Consider the following 16,542-nt stretch of genomic DNA (forward strand, 5'->3'; position numbering starts at 1 on the left):
ATGCGGGCCGGACAGGGGAAGAGTGGCCTCTTCCGCTGCGGCCCCCTCTCCCGCGTGGCGGGAGAGGGGCAGAGCGTTATTGCCTGATGGGTCGGTTAGACCCCAACCGGATTAGCCTTCTCCGGATCGATCTTGTACTGCTTGATCGCCCGCGCCACGTCCTTGCCCGTCATCTTCCCGTCCTTCGCCAGCGCCGCAATCGCGGCATGCGCGATGTAGTACCGGTCCACTTCGAAGAACCGACGCAGGTTGGCACGGGTGTCGGAGCGGCCGAAGCCATCCGTACCCAGCACGGTGTAGTGCGCCGGCACGAACGCACGGATCTGGTCAGCAAACGCACGCACATAGTCCGTCGCCGCCACCACCGGCCCCTGGCGCCCTTCCAGCAGCTGGGTCACGTACGGCTTGCGCTGCTCGCCTTCCGGATGCAGGCGGTTCCAGCGCTCGGCATCGAAGCCGTCGCGGCGCAGTTCGTTGAAGCTGGGGCAGGACCAGATGTCGGCGGTGACGCCGAAGTCCTTGTCCAGCAGTTCGGCGGCGGCGATGGCTTCGCGCAGGATGGTGCCCGAGCCCAGCAGCTGCACGCGCAGTTCGCCCTTCTTGGGCTTGCCGGCGTCGGTCAGCAGGTACATGCCCTTGATGATGCCGTCCTCTGCACCGGCCGGCATTTCCGGGTGGGTGTAGTTTTCGTTCATCAGGGTGATGTAGTAGTACTCGTCCACCTGCTCCTGCATCATCCGCTTCATGCCGTACTGCATGACCACGGTGACTTCGTAGCCGAAGGTGGGGTCGTAGCTGCGCACGTTGGGGATGGAGCCGGCGATGACCTGGCTGAAGCCGTCTTCGTGCTGCAGGCCTTCGCCGTTGAGCGTGGTGCGGCCGGCGGTGCCGCCGAGCAGGAAGCCGCGGGTGCGCATGTCCGCCGCCTGCCAGGCGATGTCGCCCACGCGCTGGAAGCCGAACATGGAGTAGTAGATGTAGAACGGCAGCATCGGCACGTTGCTGACCGAGTAGCTGGTGCCGGCGGCCATCCACGAGGAGATGGCGCCCGGCTCGCTGATGCCCTGCTGCAGCACCTGGCCGGACTGGTCTTCGCGGTAGAACATCAGCTGGTCCGCGTCCACCGGCTTGTACTTCTGGCCGAACGGGGCGTAGATGCCGATCTGGCGGAACATGCCTTCCATGCCGAAGGTGCGCGCTTCGTCGGCCACGATGGGCACGATGCGCGGGCCCAGGTCCTTGTCGCGCAGGGCGATGTTGAGGCTCTGCACGAAGGCCATGGTGGTGGAGTAGCTGCGCTCGCCGCTGGACTTGAGCAGGCGGTCGTACTTGTCCAGGCCGGGCACGTCGAAGGACTGGTCGGCCTTGCGGCGGCGCTGCGGCAGGTAGCCGCCGAGCGCGGCGCGGCGCGCCTGCAGGTACTGCACTTCCGGCGAGTCCGGGCCGGGGTGGTAGAACGGCACCTGCTCGGCGTCGGCCAGCTGCTTGTCGCTGAGCGGGATGTTGAAGCGGTCGCGGAACGCGCGCACGGCGTCGTCGTCCAGCTTCTTGGTCTGGTGGGTGGGGTTGAGCGATTCGCCCGAGGAGCCCATGCCGTAGCCCTTGACCGTCTTGGCCAGGATCACGGTGGGCATGCCCTTGGTGTTCACCGCCTGGTGGTAGGCGGCGTAGACCTTGTGCGGGTCGTGGCCGCCGCGGTTCAGGCGCCAGATGTCGTCGTCGGACAGGCCGGCGACCATGGCCGCGGTCTCCGGGTATTTGCCGAAGAAGTTGGCGCGGGTGTAGGCGCCGCCGAAGGCCTTGCAGTTCTGGTACTCGCCGTCGACGGTTTCCATCATCAGCTTGCGCAGCACGCCGTCGGTGTCCTTGGCCAGAAGCGGATCCCAGTACCCGCCCCACAGCAGCTTGATGACGTTCCAGCCGCCGCCGCGGAACACGCCTTCCAGTTCCTGGATGATCTTGCCGTTGCCGCGCACCGGGCCGTCCAGGCGCTGCAGGTTGCAGTTCACCACGAAGATGAGGTTGTCCAGGCCTTCGCGGCCGGCCAGGGCGATGGCGCCCAGGGTTTCCGGCTCGTCGCTCTCGCCGTCGCCGATGAAGCACCACACCTTGCGGTCGGACTTCTCGATCAGGCCGCGGTGCTCCAGGTACTTCATGAACTGCGCCTGGTAGATGGCGCTGAGCGGGCCCAGGCCCATCGACACGGTGGGGGTCTGCCAGAAGTCCGGCATCAGCCACGGGTGCGGGTAGGAGGAGATGCCCTGCCCGTCCACTTCCATGCGGAAGTTGTTGAGCTGGTCTTCGCTGATGCGGCCTTCGAGGAAGGCGCGGGCGTAGACGCCCGGGGAGCTGTGGCCCTGGATGTAGAGCAGGTCGCCGGGGTGGTTGTCGGACGGGGCGCGCCAGAAGTGGTTGAAGCCCACGTCGTACAGGGTGGCGCTGGAGGCGAAGGAGGCGATGTGGCCGCCCAGGTCGCCCGGCTTGCGGTTGGCGCGGACCACGGTGGCCATGGCGTTCCAGCGGATGATCGAGCGGATCTTCCACTCGATGGCCGCATCGCCCGGGCTCTTGGCCTCGTTGGCGGGGGCGATGGTGTTGACGTACTCGGTGGTCGGCGAGAACGGCAGGTAGGCACCGGAGCGGCGGGTCAGCTCGACCATGTCCTCCAGCAGCTGATGCGCGCGCTCGGGGCCCGCCACATCGATGACGGCCTTGAGCGATTCGATCCACTCCTGGGTCTCAGTGGGGTTCGGATCGTTCTGCAGCACCTCGTTCAACCAGTTCATAGCGCTCCCGTCGGTCGCACGCACGCGCGCGATTGCATGTGTTTTTCGAAGCCTCCAAGTGTAGCGCAACCGCCCCGCCGGACCTCGTACGCCAGCGTATGGAACGGACTGTCACATTGGCGCCCCGGCGCGTGCGGATGGCTACGCGGCCGGGCGCGGCTGCGCTTATGATCGCGGCGACCCCCGCGGAGCGCCGCCATCGTTGCCTCATCCTCAGTGCAGGACGCTCCAGCGGTCGCCTGGCGGCACAGCCTGCGCACGCGCATGGTGCTGTGGGGCAGCCTGATCCAGGTGGCGCTGCTGCTGGGCCTGGCGGTGCTGTTCTACCTGGGCGCGCGCCAGGTGGTGGTGCGCAATGCGCGCGAGGAGGTGGCCGGGCTGACCCAGCAGACCGCGCGCAGCCTGGACGCGACGCTGGGGTCGGTGCAGGTGAGCGGGCGCACGCTGGCGGCCAGCGCGGCGGCGGTGGGGCGGCAGCCGGTCAACCTGCGCAACCTGCTGCACGCCACGCTGGAGGGCGACCCGGACATCGCCGGGGCGCTGCTGGTGATCGAGGCGGGCGCGCTGAAGGGCGACGACCGCGGCTTCGCCTGGCACCTGCGGCGCACGCGCAGCGGCGTGATCGAGCAGCCGGCCGAGGCGCTGGGGTTCGACTACCGCAGCATGCCCTGGTACCGGCGCACGCTGGCGGCGCCGGCGCCGTGGTGGTCCGAGCCGTACAGCGACGCCTCCACCGGCGGCGATTTCCTCACCACCTACAACCTGCCGCTGCGCCTGCCCGGCGACGGCCCGCAGGCGCGCGCGATCGGCATGGTCAGCGTGGACGTGCCGCTGAAGCGGCTGCAGGCGATCGTCGGCGAGCTGCCGGCCAGCGCCGGGTTGCAGCCGATGCTGCTGTCGCCGGACGGGCTGTTCGTGCTGCATCCGGACCCGGCGCTGCGCTTCCGCCGCACCCTGGAGGCGCACGTGGCGCGGGCGCGGCCGGACCTGTCGCCGCTGGCCCGCGCGGTGGCCGCGCATGCGCCGGTGCGCTTTTCCCACACCGCGCCCGACGGCGAGCGCTACCTGACCCAGAGCGCGGCGGTCGGCGACACCGGCTGGACCTTCGCGCTGACCGTGTCCGAGCGCTACATCGTGGCCGGGCTCAACCGCATCGCGCTGTGGGTGGGGCTGGGCGGCGGCACCGCGCTGCTGCTGTGGCTGTGGCTGCTGCGCGGCTACACCGCGCGGCTGGCGCGGCCGATCGAGGACCTGACCAACTCGGCCGGGCACTTCAGCCAGGGCGAGTTCGACTACCCGCTGCGGCACGTGGAGCGGCAGGACGAGGTGGGGGTGATGGCGCGCGCCTTCGACCGCGCGCGCGGGTCGATCAAGCTGCAGCTGGAGGAGATCGCCACCCTGGCGCAGGCGCGGCAGCGGATGCAGAGCGAGCTGTCGATCGCGCGCGACATCCAGCAGGCGATGCTGCCCGGCGGGCGCACCTTCGACAGCGCGCACAAGCACCTGGAGACCTACGCGCTGCTGGAGCCGGCGACGATGGTCGGCGGCGACTTCTACCAGTTCTTCGAGACCGAGCCGGGGCTGCTGTGGTTCGTGGTCGGCGACGTATCCGACAAGGGCGTGCCGGCGGCGCTGTTCATGGCGCGGGCGATGACCGTGCTGGAGGTGGCCGCGCGCCGCCACAACCGGCCGGACGCGATCCTGATCGCGGCCTCCAGGCGCATGGTCGAAGGTAACGACACCTGCATGTTCGCCACCGTGCTGTGCGGGCTGATCGACGTGCACAGCGGCGACTACTGGCTGTCCAGCGCCGGGCACGAGCCGCCGGCGCTGCTCGGCGCCGACGGCCAGGTGCAGCTGCTGGCGCTGGAATCGGGACCGCCGCTGGGGATCGAGCCGCAGACCCGCTATCCGGTGGTGCGCGGGCGCCTGGCCGCCGGCGCCACGCTGCTGAGCTACACCGACGGCATCACCGAGGCGATGGACGCGCACGACCGGCCCTACGGCGATGCGCGGCTGCTGGCCGCGCTGCAGCCCGGCATCGACGCGCAGGCGCAGTGCGCGCGGGTGCTGGCCGACGTGCACGCGTTCACCGCGGGCGCACCGCAGTCCGACGACATTACCCTGCTGGCGATACGTCTGCGCCAGGACCCGACACGGGAGGGAGCGACATGAAACTGCGGCTGCAGATGGCGCCGGCGCTGGACACGCTGGCGCAGCTGAGCGACACGCTGGAGGCGGCGCTGCTGCGCCACGGCGTGACCTGGGAGCACGTGAGCCGGGCACGGCTGATCGTGGAGGAACTGGCCTGCAACACCCTCGAGCACGGCCACCTGAGCGGCGAGCAGCCGCCGGTGGAAGTGACCTTGCAGGTGGAGAGCGGCGCGCTGGTGCTGGAATTCCACGACAGCGGCCCGGCCTTCGACCTGCGCAGCGCGCCGCCGCCGGACCTGGACGCGGACATCGCCGAGCGCCCGATCGGCGGCCTCGGCCTGCACCTGGTGCGGCAACTCGCCGACCACATCGACTACCGCCACGACGCCGGCCGCAACGTCGTGCGCATCACCTTGCTGCAGCCCTTCGGCCCCATCCCCCAGGAGTTCCCCGCATGACCACGTTGAGCCTGCAGATCGACCCCGCGCAGGACAAGCGCCAGCGCATCACCCTCAGCGGGCGCCTGGACACGCACACCTACCAGGCGCTGGACGAGGCGCTGGCGCCGCTGCTGGCCACGCCGATCACCACGTTGGTGCTGGACCTGTCGCACCTGGACTACATCAGCAGCGCCGGCATCCGCTCGATCTTCAAGGCGCGCAAGGTGCTGGCCACGCGCGAGGGCCGCGTGCTGGTGGTCAACCCGCAACCGCAGATCCGCAAGGTGTTCGACGTGGTCAAGGCGGTACCGGTGAACGAGATCTTCACCTCGGTGCAGGAGCTGGACGATTACCTGGATGAGATGCAGCGCAGGGTGCTTGAGGAGGGGGATGGGGGGTGATGGGGTTTTCTCGGAACTCGGAACTCGGAACTTGGGACTTGGGACTTGGGACTTGGGATTCGGGGTCTGGGGTCTGGGGTCTGGGGTTTGGCGCGGATGCGAGGGTTCGGGGGTTCGGGGGTTCGGGGGTTCGGGGGTTCGCGCTGCAGGCTAGCTTCACTGTAGGAGGGGCTTCAGCCCCGACTGGATCCGAAGCCGGCCACTGACCCCTCCCCGCGTCGCGACTGAAGTCGCTCCCACAAGGGGCATTCGGATTATCGGCGCGTGGCGGCGTACAGAGGCTTCGACCCTGACCGCATCCGAAGCCGCCAGACAGGATGGCTCCGCTCGTCGCGGCTGAAGCCGCTCCTACAGGGCTCCGCCAGCGGCTCGCTGGATGAACTGCAGGAGGAAGCACTTGCCCATTTCGGTATCCCTCCCGACGCTTCCGAAGCCCGGCTCTTGCCCTATCCCGCGTCGCGACTGGGGTCGCTCCCACAATGGGCATGCCGATCGCTGCGTGCGGCGTCGCGCAAGGATTCTGGTCCTGGCCGCATCTGAAGCCGGGAAAGCGGTCGGCTCCGCTCGTCGCGGCTGAAGCCGCTCCTACAGGGGCTCCGCCAGCGGCTCGCTGGATGAACTGCAGGAGGGGCACTTGCCCATTTCGGTGTCCGTCCCGACGCTTCCGAAGCCCGGCTCTCGCCCATCCCGCGTCGCGACTGAAGCCGCTCCCACAAAGGCTGCGCTAGCCGGGCGGCATCGCACCGCCTCTCGCAAGGCGGCAGGCAGCCCCTCCTTCGATAGCACTTCCGATAGCATTTAGCACTTCGGATAGCGCTTCCGGCCCGCGCCTGAATCATGGCCAGGATCGGCGCCGCGCGTTCGGCGGGAAGCGCGCCGTCCAGGGCGGCGCCGACCTTCTTGTGGGAGCGACTTCAGTCGCGACGCGACCAACCTCAACCCACGCGCATCGGCGAGCGGCACCGCTGAACGATCACCCACTCCATTCGCCCGCGCACCCGGCACCGCCTTGTCCACGACCTAGATTCGATATATCGTTTTGCGACACTTCGACATATCGAAACGATGCCTCGCCCAACCGACCCCGGCCACCGCCACCCGCACCGCCTGTTCGACGAGGACAGCCCCGGCCGCGGCGCGCATGGCCGCAGCGGCGGGCGTGGCGGGCGCCCGCTCGGCCATGGCGACCTGCGCCTGCTGCTGCTGGCGATGATCGAGACCCAGCCGCGCCACGGCTACGAGCTGATCCGCGCGGTCGCCGACCTGTTCCATGGGCTGTACACGCCCAGCGCCGGCACCGTCTACCCGACCCTGGCGCAGCTGGAGGCGCAGGGCCTGGTGCAGGCCGACGCCGGTGCGGCGCGCAAGCGCTACGCGATCACCGCCGATGGCCGCGCCTTCGTGCAGGCGCAGCGCGCGCACCTGGACGCGGCCGTGGAGCGCACCCACCACAGCGCCCGCGCGCTGGTGCGCGCCAACGTGCCGGCGCCGGTGCGCGAGGCGATGCGCCGGATCAAGCACGGGCTGCTGGCGCGCCACGGCCGCTGGACCGAGGCGGAGATCGCCCGCGTCGCGCAGTTGCTGGCGCAGGCCGCCGACGGCATGGAGCGCGGCGATGACTGAGCCCTGCCCGCGCATCGCCGCCACCGCGTCTCCGTGTCCGCAGGCGCCGCGCGCCGCTTCCTTTCTCTTCGAGGATTTCGCATGAACCCCCATCAGAACCGCCTGCTGCGCCATCCGCTGAAGATGCGCCACCTGCAGGTGCTGCGCACCCAGCCGCTGACCCCGCACATGCGCCGCATCGTGGTCGGCGGCCCGGACCTGGACGGCTTCGTCAGCGCCGGGCCCGACGATCACGTCAAGCTGTTCTTCCCCAACGCCGACGGCGCGTTCGTGCTGCCCACGATGACCGACAACGGCCCGGTCTACCCCACCGGCGCCGCGCCCTCGCCGGCGCGCGACTACACCCCGCGCCACTACGACGCCGCGGCGCAGGAGCTGACCCTGGATTTCGTGCTGCACGGCGACGGCCCTGCATGCCGCTGGGCGGCGCGCGCCAACCCGGGCGACCCGCTGGTGGTCGGCGGCCCGCGCGGCTCGTTCGTCGCGGCCGACGACTACGACGCCTACGTGCTGATCGGCGACGAGACCGCGCTGCCGGCGATCGGCCGCTGGCTGGAAGAACTGCCGGCCGGCGCGCAGGTGCAGGCGCTGATCGAGATCCCCGGCTTCGCCGACCGCCAGGCGCTGGCCTCGCGCGCGCAGGTCAGCATCACCTGGCTGGAACGCAACGGCGTGCCGGTGCTCGGCAGCCAACTGCTGGAAGACGCGCTGCGCGATTTCGAGCCCCCGGACGGCGACGCGTTCTACTGGATCGCCTGCGAATCGGCCCGCGCGCGGATGATGCGCAAGTTCGTCGAAGGCCGCCTCAACGCGCCCAAGGAGTGGGTCCGCGCAACCGGGTATTGGAAGTCGGGGCGCGAGGAAGAAGAGGCATGAACTTGCGCGATGGCGCGCGCTGCGCTTGAGCGCTCGCTGTGGATGCTGTCGTTTGCCATCCCTGCGGGAAAAACTGTAGGAGCGGCTTCAGCCGCGACGCTTTTTCTTGGCGCATCCGATCCGATGGGTTCATTTCCCCGGTCGCGGCTGAAGCCGCTCCTACACAAGCGCGTAGCAATGCGGAGCCTGGTGTCGCGCATCGGGACTGAAGTCCCTCCCACACAATGGATGCTCACCCGCTAAACCACTGTAGGAGCGGCTTCAGCCGCGACGCTCCCTTTGCGGGAGGGACTTCAGTCCCGACTGCAGCCAGTCGAAACGCGCGTGGCACCGCTCGCCACCACCCATGTCGCGTTCGACCCCGTGGTGCCCATCCACACGCCAGCGCAAACGAAAACGCCCGCCGAGCGGCGGGCGTTTCGACTCCAGGACGACGGCCGATATCAGGCCGTCACCGCAGCGCGCAGGCTTACTTCGCGTCCTGCAGCGCCTCGGTGGTGATGCGGATCTTGACCTCGTCGCTGACGTTGGGCACGTACGCGCCCAGGCCGAAATCGCTGCGCTTGATCGTGGTGGTGGCGTCGAAGCCCAGCGCCGGCACCTTCTTCATCGGGTGCTGACCGGCGCCGTTGAGGGTCACCGCCAGCACCACAGGCTTGGTGACGCCCTTGACGGTCAGGTCGCCGGCCACGCTCAGCTTGTTGGTGCCGGCCGCGCTCACCTTGGTGCTCTTGAAGGTGGCGGTCGGGAACTTGGCGGCGTCGAAGAAATCGCCGCTCTTCAGGTGCTCGTCGAACTTGGCGGTGAAGCTGTTGAGGCCCGACAGCGGCAAGGTCACCTGGACGCTGGACTTGCCCACGTTCTCGGCGTTGTAGACCAGGGTGCCGTCGACGTCGCCGAAGTGCGCGGTGGGGTTGGAGAAGCCGAGGTGGTTCCACTGCACCAGCACGTCGGTGTGGCTCGGGTCCAGCTTGTAGGTGCCGGTGGTGCCCTTGATCGCGGTGGCGGCCGCAGCGGCCGGCGCGGCGAAGGCGGTGGTGGCCGGCTGGGCCACGACGACGGCCAGCGCCAGGGCGAGCGGGAGCAGCAGTTTGCGGGTCTTGTTCATGGGCGTAGAGCTCCTGGGAAATCGGTGGTTGGGAGAAACTGCGGCAAGCGCAGGCACAACGGCGTGAGGGTGCAGCGAAAACGGTGCGGCTTACTCGATGCGCGCAGCCTCGTCGAAACTCAGCCGCGGCAGGCGCGGGAACAGGCCGGTGGGATCGCCGTAGCCGAGGTTGACCAGGAAGTTGGACTTGATCGCGGTGCCGGCGAAGAACGCCGCATCGACCTTGGCGTTGTCGAAGCCGGACATCGGGCCGGCATCCAGGCCCAGCGAACGCGCGGCCAGGATCAGGTAGGCGCCCTGCAGCGTGCCGTTGCGGAACGCCGACTCGCGGCGGCCTTCGCGCGGGCCGTCGAACCAGCTCTTGGCGTCGGCGTGCGGGAACAGGTACGGCAGCTTCTCGTGGAAGTCCTCGTCGTGGGCGACGATCACGGTGACCGGCGCGGCCATGGTCTTGGCCAGGTTGCCTTCGGACAGCGTGGGCTTGAGCTTCTCCTTGCCCGCGGCCGAGGTCACGAACACGAAGCGCGCCGGGCTGGCGTTGGCCGCGGTCGGGCCCCACTTCAGCAGGTCGTACAGGGCGCGCAGGGTGTCCTCGCCGACCGGGGTGTCGCGGAAGGCGTTCTGGGTGCGGGCGGTACGGAACAACTGATCCAGGGCAGCGTCTTGCAGGGCGTCGGACATGCGGGAGTTCCTTTCGTCAGTGGGACACCGGCCGCCCATGGTGAGCGGTCCCGGTGCAAGGCGGCCAGTGTAGAGTGGCACGATAGCCGCAACACCCAGCCGCAATGCAACGGATTACTACCAAACGTGAAACGATCGGGCGCGCCCTGGGCGATTAGCGATGGCCGTGCCGGCAACGCGCGCCAGGCCGAAGCGCTGGCCGCTGCGCTGGCCGCACCAGCGCCAATTCCGGCCGCGGCGCTGGTGTTGCACCCGCACATGCCCTGGCGCTGGCTGGCGCCGCGGCGGCTGCTGCCCGGCGCGGCGCACGCCTACGGCCGCGGCTTCGCCGACCTGCTGCGGCAACCGCCGGCACTGGCGATCGGCTGCGGCCGCCAGGCGGCGCTGGCGACGCGATTGCTGCGCGCACGCGGCAGCCGCGTGGTGCAGGTGCTGGATCCGCGCCTGCCGCCGCGGCACTGGGACGTGGTGGTGGTGCCCGAGCACGATCGCCTGCGTGGCGACAACGTGCTGACCCTGCTCGGCAGCCTGCATCCGGTCGACGATGCCTGGCTGGCGGCCGGACGCGCGGCGTTCCCGGCGTTCGGCGCGCTGCCGTCGCCACGCACCGCGCTGCTGGTCGGCGGGCCCGCCGCGCTGGCGCCGTGGACCGCCGATGCGGCGGCGGCGCTGTTCCGGCACATCGCCGCACAGTTGCGCGACAGCGGCGGCAGCGTGCTCGCCAGCACTTCGCGGCGCACGCCGCCGGCGGTCGCCGCCGCATTGCGCAGCGCGTTCGCCGGCGTGCCGGGAGCGATCTGGTGCGGCGAGGACGATGGCCCGAATCCATATGCCGGCCTGCTGGGCTGGGCCGAACGCATCGTCTGCACGCCCGATTCGGTGAACCTGCTGTCGGAGGCCTGCGCGACGCGGGTACCGGTGAGCGTGGCGATGCCGGCATCGGCGCGCGGCCGGGCGCGCGACTTCCATGCGGCGCTGCGCGCGCGAGGACGCCTGGGCGGGGAGGAGGCATTGGCCGAAGGCGGCGGCGCGTGCGCGCCGCTGCGGGAGACTGCGCGCATTGCGGCGCAGGTCCGTGTGCTGCTGGGGTTGGATGGCAGGTAGCGCCGGTCCATTCGACTGCGGCGGAACATCGGTGCAGGTGTGCACGCGCGCTGCGTCAGGCAACCTGTAGAAGCGCTCTTGCCGCGTGTCAGGATCAGCCCGGATGGCCGGGCCGTCAGGTTCGCCATTTCGTTCTTCGCAACTGATCGTTCGAGGTTGCCCGAGCTCGCTCCCTTAGGCGCTTGCGGCCAGCACGTTGGGTGCTGCAGGAGAGCGCTCGTCGTCTTTCATGACATCCCGGCTTTTGGGAAGCCGCAAGGTTCATCGCTGCGCTCGTCGCGACTGAAGTCGCTCCCACAGAGGGCCACATGGGACTCCATGGCTCCCGGCAGCGCCTGGGCGCCCTGTGGGAAGGATTTCACGGCACCTTGGGCCATGCATCGCCAAGTGCCTCTGTAGGAGCGGCTTCAGCCGCGACAGGAGAATGAAACGGTCCGATCGATCGAGCCGAGAAAAGCGTCGCGGCTGAAGCCGCTCCTACAAAGGCCCCTGCCAGCGCTAGGTATGTGCAGCACGGCCATCGGCCGCGACAGTGGCGCAAACGCGATCTCCGCCACTCGCCGTGTCGCTCCACGCCAGACGGCATGCGCCTCGCCACCGCAAAACAAATCCGCACGCTCGCCGCGCAGACGGCAAACGCTGTCGCACTCGCGGACATTGTCATCGCAGTGTCAGCGTCGTTGCATCTGCCGTTAACAGTTCGGCAACACCCTGGCACCTGGAATCTGCGCCGCCCACGCGCCCGCTGCTGTTTTCGCGAACGCGTCATGCGCCGGCCGTTCCCACCTCCCCCGTTGCCATGGAATTCCCGATGCCCCGTCCCTACCCGCTCGCCGCCGCGCTGGCGCTCGTGCTGTCGTCCCTCGCCACCCACGCCGCAGCCGCCGATCCGGCCCCCGCCGGCGCCACCGCGACCGAGACAGGCGCCGATAGCGCGGTGCAGCAGTTGGACGCGGTCTCGGTGATCGGCCAGGGCGAGACCCGCCAGGTGCAGCGCATCACCCGCCAGGACGTGCCGGTGCTGCCGCCGGGCACCAGCATCCAGAAGCTGCTCAACCGCATTCCCGGGGTCAACGTGCAGTCCAACGACGCGTTCGGCGCCAACGAGGAATCGCAGACGGTGAGCCTGCGCGGCTTCAACGGCACGCGCCTGGGCTACACGCTCGACGGCCTGCCGCTGGGCGACAACGCCTACGGCAACTACAACGGACTGAACATCAGCCGCGCGCTGATCGCCGAGAACTTCGGCGGCGTGGAGCTGGCCTCGGGCATCGGCAGCCTGGGCACCGCCTCCACCAGCAACCTCGGCGGCACCGTGCAGTACTTCTCCGACGATCCGGCCACCGAGACCGGCGTGCGCCTGTCGCAGACCGTGGGCTCGGACGCCAACCGCCGCACCTACCTGCGCCTGGACACCGGCGAGCACAACGGCTTCTCCGCCTACCTGTCCGGCATCTACGCCAGCGCCGACATGTGGGCCAAGCCGGACTCGCCGACCAGCACCGCGCAGTTCAACGGCAAGGGCGTGTACCAGTTCGACGGCGGCAAGATCACCGCCTTCGTCGACACCTCGCGCACCTCGCAGGCCGACTACGCCTACCTGTCCAAGAGCGGCATGCGCCGCGGCCTGGGCTGGGACTGGAACCTGTACGCGCCGGACTGGCAGCGCGCGCTGGCCGCGGCCTATTGCGCGCCGGCCACCCGCGATCCCAGCCGCTGCGCTTACAGCGGCGGCGTGGACAACATCGACGATGCGTACTACCAGAGCCGCGCGCTGCGCAACGACGACCTGTACTACCTCGCGGGCGACTTCCAGCCCTCAGACACGGTGAGCGTGCACACCCAGGTCTACCACCACGAGAACGAAGGCCAGGGCCACTGGTGGTCGCCGGGCCAGGCCTCGAACCCGGGCACGCCGCAGGCGCTGCCGATCTCGATCCGCAGCACCAACTACACGATCAACCGCACCGGCGGCATCGCCTCGCTGGGCTGGGACCTGGGCCCGCACCACCTGGAAGCGGGCGTGTGGTACGAGCGCAACAAGCACCACGTGGAGCGCAACTTCTACTGGATCGACGGCCCGATCAACGATGACCTGTTCCTCAGCGGTCCGGACCGCCGGCTGTTCTCGCAGGACTACGTGATCACCACCAAGCAGGCCTACCTGCAGGGCACCTTCAAGCTGCTCGACGAGCGCCTGACCCTGGACCTGGGCGTGAAGAGCCCGCACACCACGATGACCGCGCGCGAGACCCCGGGGATCGCGGTCGAAGCGCCGGTCGCCAACGGCAGGCTGAAGGCCAGCGAGGCGCTGCTGCCGCAGGCGGGCGTGAGCTACCGCCTGGCCGAGGGGCAGGAAGTATTCGCCTCCTATGCCGAGAACATCGCCGCGTTCCAGGGCGGCGGCGCCGGCGGCCCGCTGCTGGTCACGCAGGCCTCGTTCGACGCCAGCGCCGGCGCGCTGGAGCCGGAGAAGTCCAAGACCTTCGAGGCCGGCTACCGCCTGGTGCGCGACACGTTCGAAGCCTCGCTGGTCGGCTACGACGTCACCTTCGACAACCGCCTGCTCTCGCTCAACCCCTGCCCGAGCATCCAGCAGGGCACCACCCCGGCGTGCACCACGCGCTTCTTCAACGTCGGCTCGGTCAGCAGCCGCGGCGGCGAGCTGACCTTCATCTGGAAGCCGACCGCGCACCTGCAGTGGTACAACTCGGCCTCGGTCAACCGCTCCACCTACGACGACAACTATGTGCAGAACGGCGTGACCATCCCCACCGCCGGCAAGTACACGGTGGACACGCCCAAGCGCATGTTCACCAGCGAGATCAGCTGGAACTACAACGGCTGGAACGCGAACCTGCGCGGCAAGTACACCGGCCAGCGCTACTACACCTATACCAACGACCAGGGCTTCGGCGGCTATACCGCGTTCGACGCGGGCACCGGCTACGACTTCGGCGCGGTGTCGTTCCTGCAGGACCTGAAGCTGTCGTTGAACGTGACCAACCTGACCGACAAGCGCTACGCCTCCAACCTCACCGCCTTCAGCAACAGCGATCCGAACGGGCGTTCGCTGGCGTTCCACGCCAGCGCGCCGCGGCAGGTGTTCCTGACCCTGGACGCGCGCTTCTGAACGCGCGCATCCTGCCCCCACCCGCCAAGGAGCGCATGCGATGATGAAGCCGATGGTCTGGCTGCTGGGAGTTTCGATGGCGCTGTCGCCGCTGACCGCCGCGGCCGAGGCCGCGGCACCGGGTAACGGCAAGCCGCTGGTGATCGGACACCGCGGCGCCAGCGCGCTGCGTCCGGAGCACACGCTGGCCGCGTATGCCAAGGCGATCGCCGACGGCGCCGACTACATCGAGCCGGACCTGGTGTCGAGCAAGGACGGCGTTCTCGTGGCACGCCACGAGAACGAGATCGGCGCCACCACCGACGTCGCCGCGCATCCGGAGTTCGCCGCGCGCAGGGCGGTCAAGCAGATCGACGGGCAGCGCGTGGAGGGCTGGTTCACCGAGGACTTCACCCTGGCCGAGCTGAAGACGCTGCGCGCGCGCGAACGCCTGCCGCAACTGCGCGGCACCGCCTTCGACGGCCAGTTCCAGCTGCTCACCTTCGACGAGATCATCGATTTCGCTGCGGCCGAAGCGGCCACGCGCGGGCGCCCGATCGGGCTGATCCCGGAGATCAAGCACGGCACCTACTTCCAGTCGCTGGGCCTGGCGATGGAGGACAAGGTGCTGGCCGCGCTGGACGCGCATGCGTACACGCGCCGCGCGCCGGTGGTGGTGCAGTCGTTCGAGATCGGCAACCTGCGCTACCTGCACGGCAAGCTCGGCGACACCCATTCGAACGTGCGCCTGGTGCAGTTGCTGGGCGATCCGAAGGAGCGTCCCGGCGACCAGCTGCGCGACGGCCCGACCTATGCGCAGATGGGCAGCGCGCAGGGCCTGCGCGACATCGCCAGGTATGCGCAGCTGGTCAGTCCCGGCTTGCGCGCCATCATCCCGGTCGATGCCGACGGCGCGCTGGCCAAGCCCACCGCCTTCGTCGCCGACGCGCATGCGGCCGGGCTGCAGGTGGTGCCGTATACGTTCCGTCCGGAGAACCATTTCCTGCCCAAGCGGCTGCAGGATGCGCGCGGCCCGGCGGCGGTGAACGCGGACGGCAGCCTCGCCGAGATGCGCGCGTTCCTGGCGGCGGGCGTCGATGGCTTCTTCACCGACGACCCGGCCGTGGGGCGCGCGGCGGTGGACGGGACGGCAGTGTCGCGCGAGCGCTGAAGCGCGTTCTGCAGGCGTCACCAGCCATCGTGTGGGAGCGACTTCAGTCGCGACAGGCCTTCCCGGTAGAGCCCGTCGCGACTGAAGTCGCTCCCACAAAAAGCAGCGCCTGTACCTTTTGTAGGAGCGGCTTCAGCCGCGACCGGCGCCTTTCCCGGTAATGCCCGGTCGCGGCTGAAGCCGCTCCTACAGGGCGCACAGGGTATGTGGCAAGGATGGCACGGCGGTACCGTGCAAACGCCCGGGCATTTCCCGACTACCCGCCATCCTTGTGGGAGCGACTTCAGTCGCGACAGGCCTTCCCGGTAGAGCCGTCGCGACTGAAGTCGCTCCCACAAAAAAGCAGCACCAGCCTCTTCTGTAAAAGCGTCGGCATGCGGCGCTGGCCGCCGCGCCTCGGCATCGCGATAATGCGGCGCTTCGTCCCGTCTGCAGCGCCGCCTCCGTGCATCCGCCTTCTTCCTCGCCGCCCTCCGCGTTCGCCGCGTTGACCCCGCGCGCCCTGCTGCTGGCGGTGCTGGCGATGGGCGCGGTGGTGTTGCTGTCGAACGTGCTGGTGCAGTTCCCGATCAACGACTGGCTGACCTGGGGCGCCTTCAGCTATCCAGTCGCGTTCCTGGTCAGCAACCTGATCAATCGCCGCTTCGGTCCGCGCGCGGCGCGGCGCGTGGCGTGGTGCGGCTTTGCGCTGGCGGTGCTGCTGTCGATCTGGATCGCCACCCCGCGCATCGCCGCCGCCTCGTGCCTGGCGTTCATCGCCGCGCAGCTGCTGGATATCACCGTGTTCGACCGCCTGCGCCGCGGCCGCTGGTGGCGCGCGCCGATCGTCGCCACCACCTGCAGCGCGACGCTGGACACCGCGATCTTCTGGTCGATCGCCTTCGCCGGCTCGGCGCTGCCGTGGGTCAGCTGGGCCGCTGGCGACCTGGCGGTGAAGCTGGGCATCGGCGTGTTCCTGCTGGCGCCGTTCCGCGCGCTGCTGTGGCGCACGGCGCCGCCGGCCGCGGTCGACGCGCCGGCCACGCGCATGCGGCGGCAGTAGGCGGAAACGTCCAGGCGCGATCAGGTCCCGGGTTGCCGCACCAT

At 69.5% G+C, this 16,542-nt stretch carries 12 protein-coding genes; 9 read left to right on the plus strand and 3 right to left on the minus strand.

Features of this window, described 5'->3' with window-relative positions; genetic code table 11:
* Window positions 1–95: 95 nt before the first annotated feature.
* Window positions 96–2,786 (minus strand): pyruvate dehydrogenase (acetyl-transferring), homodimeric type, encoded by a 2,691-nt coding sequence (gene aceE, locus OCJ37_RS18420; RefSeq protein WP_263111140.1) that lies wholly within the window; start codon window positions 2,784–2,786, stop codon window positions 96–98.
* Window positions 2,787–3,050: 264 nt separating this feature from the next.
* Here aceE and OCJ37_RS18425 point away from each other — a divergent pair, with 264 nt between their 5' ends.
* The 5 genes from OCJ37_RS18425 to OCJ37_RS18445 all read left to right on the plus strand — a co-directional run bounded on the left by OCJ37_RS18425 (window position 3,051) and on the right by OCJ37_RS18445 (window position 8,280).
* Window positions 3,051–4,961, plus strand: a complete 1,911-nt coding sequence (locus OCJ37_RS18425) for a SpoIIE family protein phosphatase (protein WP_263113733.1) — start codon at window positions 3,051–3,053, stop codon at window positions 4,959–4,961.
* Window positions 4,958–5,398, plus strand: coding sequence for an ATP-binding protein (locus OCJ37_RS18430; protein WP_263111141.1), 441 nt, complete (start codon window positions 4,958–4,960; stop codon window positions 5,396–5,398). Before OCJ37_RS18425 ends, OCJ37_RS18430 begins: the two co-directional genes overlap by 4 nt.
* Entirely contained in the window at window positions 5,395–5,781 is a 387-nt protein-coding gene (locus tag OCJ37_RS18435; RefSeq protein ID WP_263111142.1) for an STAS domain-containing protein, read from the plus strand. Before OCJ37_RS18430 ends, OCJ37_RS18435 begins: the two co-directional genes overlap by 4 nt.
* Before the next feature lie 1,209 nt (window positions 5,782–6,990).
* Window positions 6,991–7,404, plus strand: a complete 414-nt coding sequence (locus OCJ37_RS18440) for a PadR family transcriptional regulator (protein WP_263113734.1) — start codon at window positions 6,991–6,993, stop codon at window positions 7,402–7,404.
* An 81-nt stretch (window positions 7,405–7,485) separates the two neighbouring features.
* Window positions 7,486–8,280 carry a siderophore-interacting protein gene (locus tag OCJ37_RS18445; protein ID WP_263111143.1) on the plus strand — a complete coding sequence of 265 codons (795 nt, stop codon included), beginning with the start codon at window positions 7,486–7,488 and terminating at the stop codon, window positions 8,278–8,280.
* Window positions 8,281–8,749: 469 nt separating this feature from the next.
* On the opposite strand, the gene OCJ37_RS18450 is transcribed toward OCJ37_RS18445, so the two are convergent.
* The gene (locus OCJ37_RS18450; RefSeq protein WP_263111144.1) at window positions 8,750–9,388 is read right to left on the minus strand and encodes a YceI family protein; all 639 of its coding nucleotides are present in this window, start codon (window positions 9,386–9,388) and stop codon (window positions 8,750–8,752) included.
* A 90-nt stretch (window positions 9,389–9,478) separates the two neighbouring features.
* Window positions 9,479–10,069 carry a malonic semialdehyde reductase gene (locus tag OCJ37_RS18455; RefSeq protein ID WP_263111145.1) on the minus strand — a complete coding sequence of 197 codons (591 nt, stop codon included), beginning with the start codon at window positions 10,067–10,069 and terminating at the stop codon, window positions 9,479–9,481.
* 126 nt (window positions 10,070–10,195) lie between these two features.
* On the opposite strand from OCJ37_RS18455, the gene OCJ37_RS18460 reads away from it, so the two are divergent.
* The 4 genes from OCJ37_RS18460 to OCJ37_RS18475 all read left to right on the plus strand — a co-directional run bounded on the left by OCJ37_RS18460 (window position 10,196) and on the right by OCJ37_RS18475 (window position 16,498).
* Window positions 10,196–11,173 (plus strand): mitochondrial fission ELM1 family protein, encoded by a 978-nt coding sequence (locus OCJ37_RS18460; protein WP_263111146.1) that lies wholly within the window; start codon window positions 10,196–10,198, stop codon window positions 11,171–11,173.
* 811 nt (window positions 11,174–11,984) lie between these two features.
* Window positions 11,985–14,306, plus strand: coding sequence for a TonB-dependent receptor (locus OCJ37_RS18465; protein WP_263111147.1), 2,322 nt, complete (start codon window positions 11,985–11,987; stop codon window positions 14,304–14,306).
* Window positions 14,307–14,346: 40 nt separating this feature from the next.
* Window positions 14,347–15,456, plus strand: a complete 1,110-nt coding sequence (locus OCJ37_RS18470) for a glycerophosphodiester phosphodiesterase (protein WP_263111148.1) — start codon at window positions 14,347–14,349, stop codon at window positions 15,454–15,456.
* A 445-nt stretch (window positions 15,457–15,901) separates the two neighbouring features.
* Window positions 15,902–16,498, plus strand: a complete 597-nt coding sequence (locus tag OCJ37_RS18475) for a queuosine precursor transporter (protein WP_263111149.1) — start codon at window positions 15,902–15,904, stop codon at window positions 16,496–16,498.
* Window positions 16,499–16,542 lie beyond the last annotated feature (44 nt).

The sequence above is a fragment of the Xanthomonas sp. AM6 genome (genome assembly GCF_025665335.1).
Lineage (GTDB): Bacteria > Pseudomonadota > Gammaproteobacteria > Xanthomonadales > Xanthomonadaceae > Xanthomonas_A.

Excerpts from the sequence above, each read along its gene's own strand:
- OCJ37_RS18465 (WP_263111147.1), top strand. The coding sequence starts at position 11,985 with ATGCCCCGTCCCTACCCGCTCGCCGCCGCGCTGGCGCTCGTGCTGTCG.
- OCJ37_RS18455 (WP_263111145.1), bottom strand. The coding sequence starts at position 10,069 with ATGTCCGACGCCCTGCAAGACGCTGCCCTGGATCAGTTGTTCCGTACC.
- OCJ37_RS18440 (WP_263113734.1), top strand. The coding sequence starts at position 6,991 with ATGATCGAGACCCAGCCGCGCCACGGCTACGAGCTGATCCGCGCGGTC.
- OCJ37_RS18445 (WP_263111143.1), top strand. The coding sequence starts at position 7,486 with ATGAACCCCCATCAGAACCGCCTGCTGCGCCATCCGCTGAAGATGCGC.
- OCJ37_RS18425 (WP_263113733.1), top strand. The coding sequence starts at position 3,051 with ATGGTGCTGTGGGGCAGCCTGATCCAGGTGGCGCTGCTGCTGGGCCTG.
- OCJ37_RS18435 (WP_263111142.1), top strand. The coding sequence starts at position 5,395 with ATGACCACGTTGAGCCTGCAGATCGACCCCGCGCAGGACAAGCGCCAG.
- OCJ37_RS18470 (WP_263111148.1), top strand. The coding sequence starts at position 14,347 with ATGATGAAGCCGATGGTCTGGCTGCTGGGAGTTTCGATGGCGCTGTCG.
- OCJ37_RS18450 (WP_263111144.1), bottom strand. The coding sequence starts at position 9,388 with ATGAACAAGACCCGCAAACTGCTGCTCCCGCTCGCCCTGGCGCTGGCC.
- OCJ37_RS18430 (WP_263111141.1), top strand. The coding sequence starts at position 4,958 with ATGAAACTGCGGCTGCAGATGGCGCCGGCGCTGGACACGCTGGCGCAG.
- aceE (WP_263111140.1), bottom strand. The coding sequence starts at position 2,786 with ATGAACTGGTTGAACGAGGTGCTGCAGAACGATCCGAACCCCACTGAG.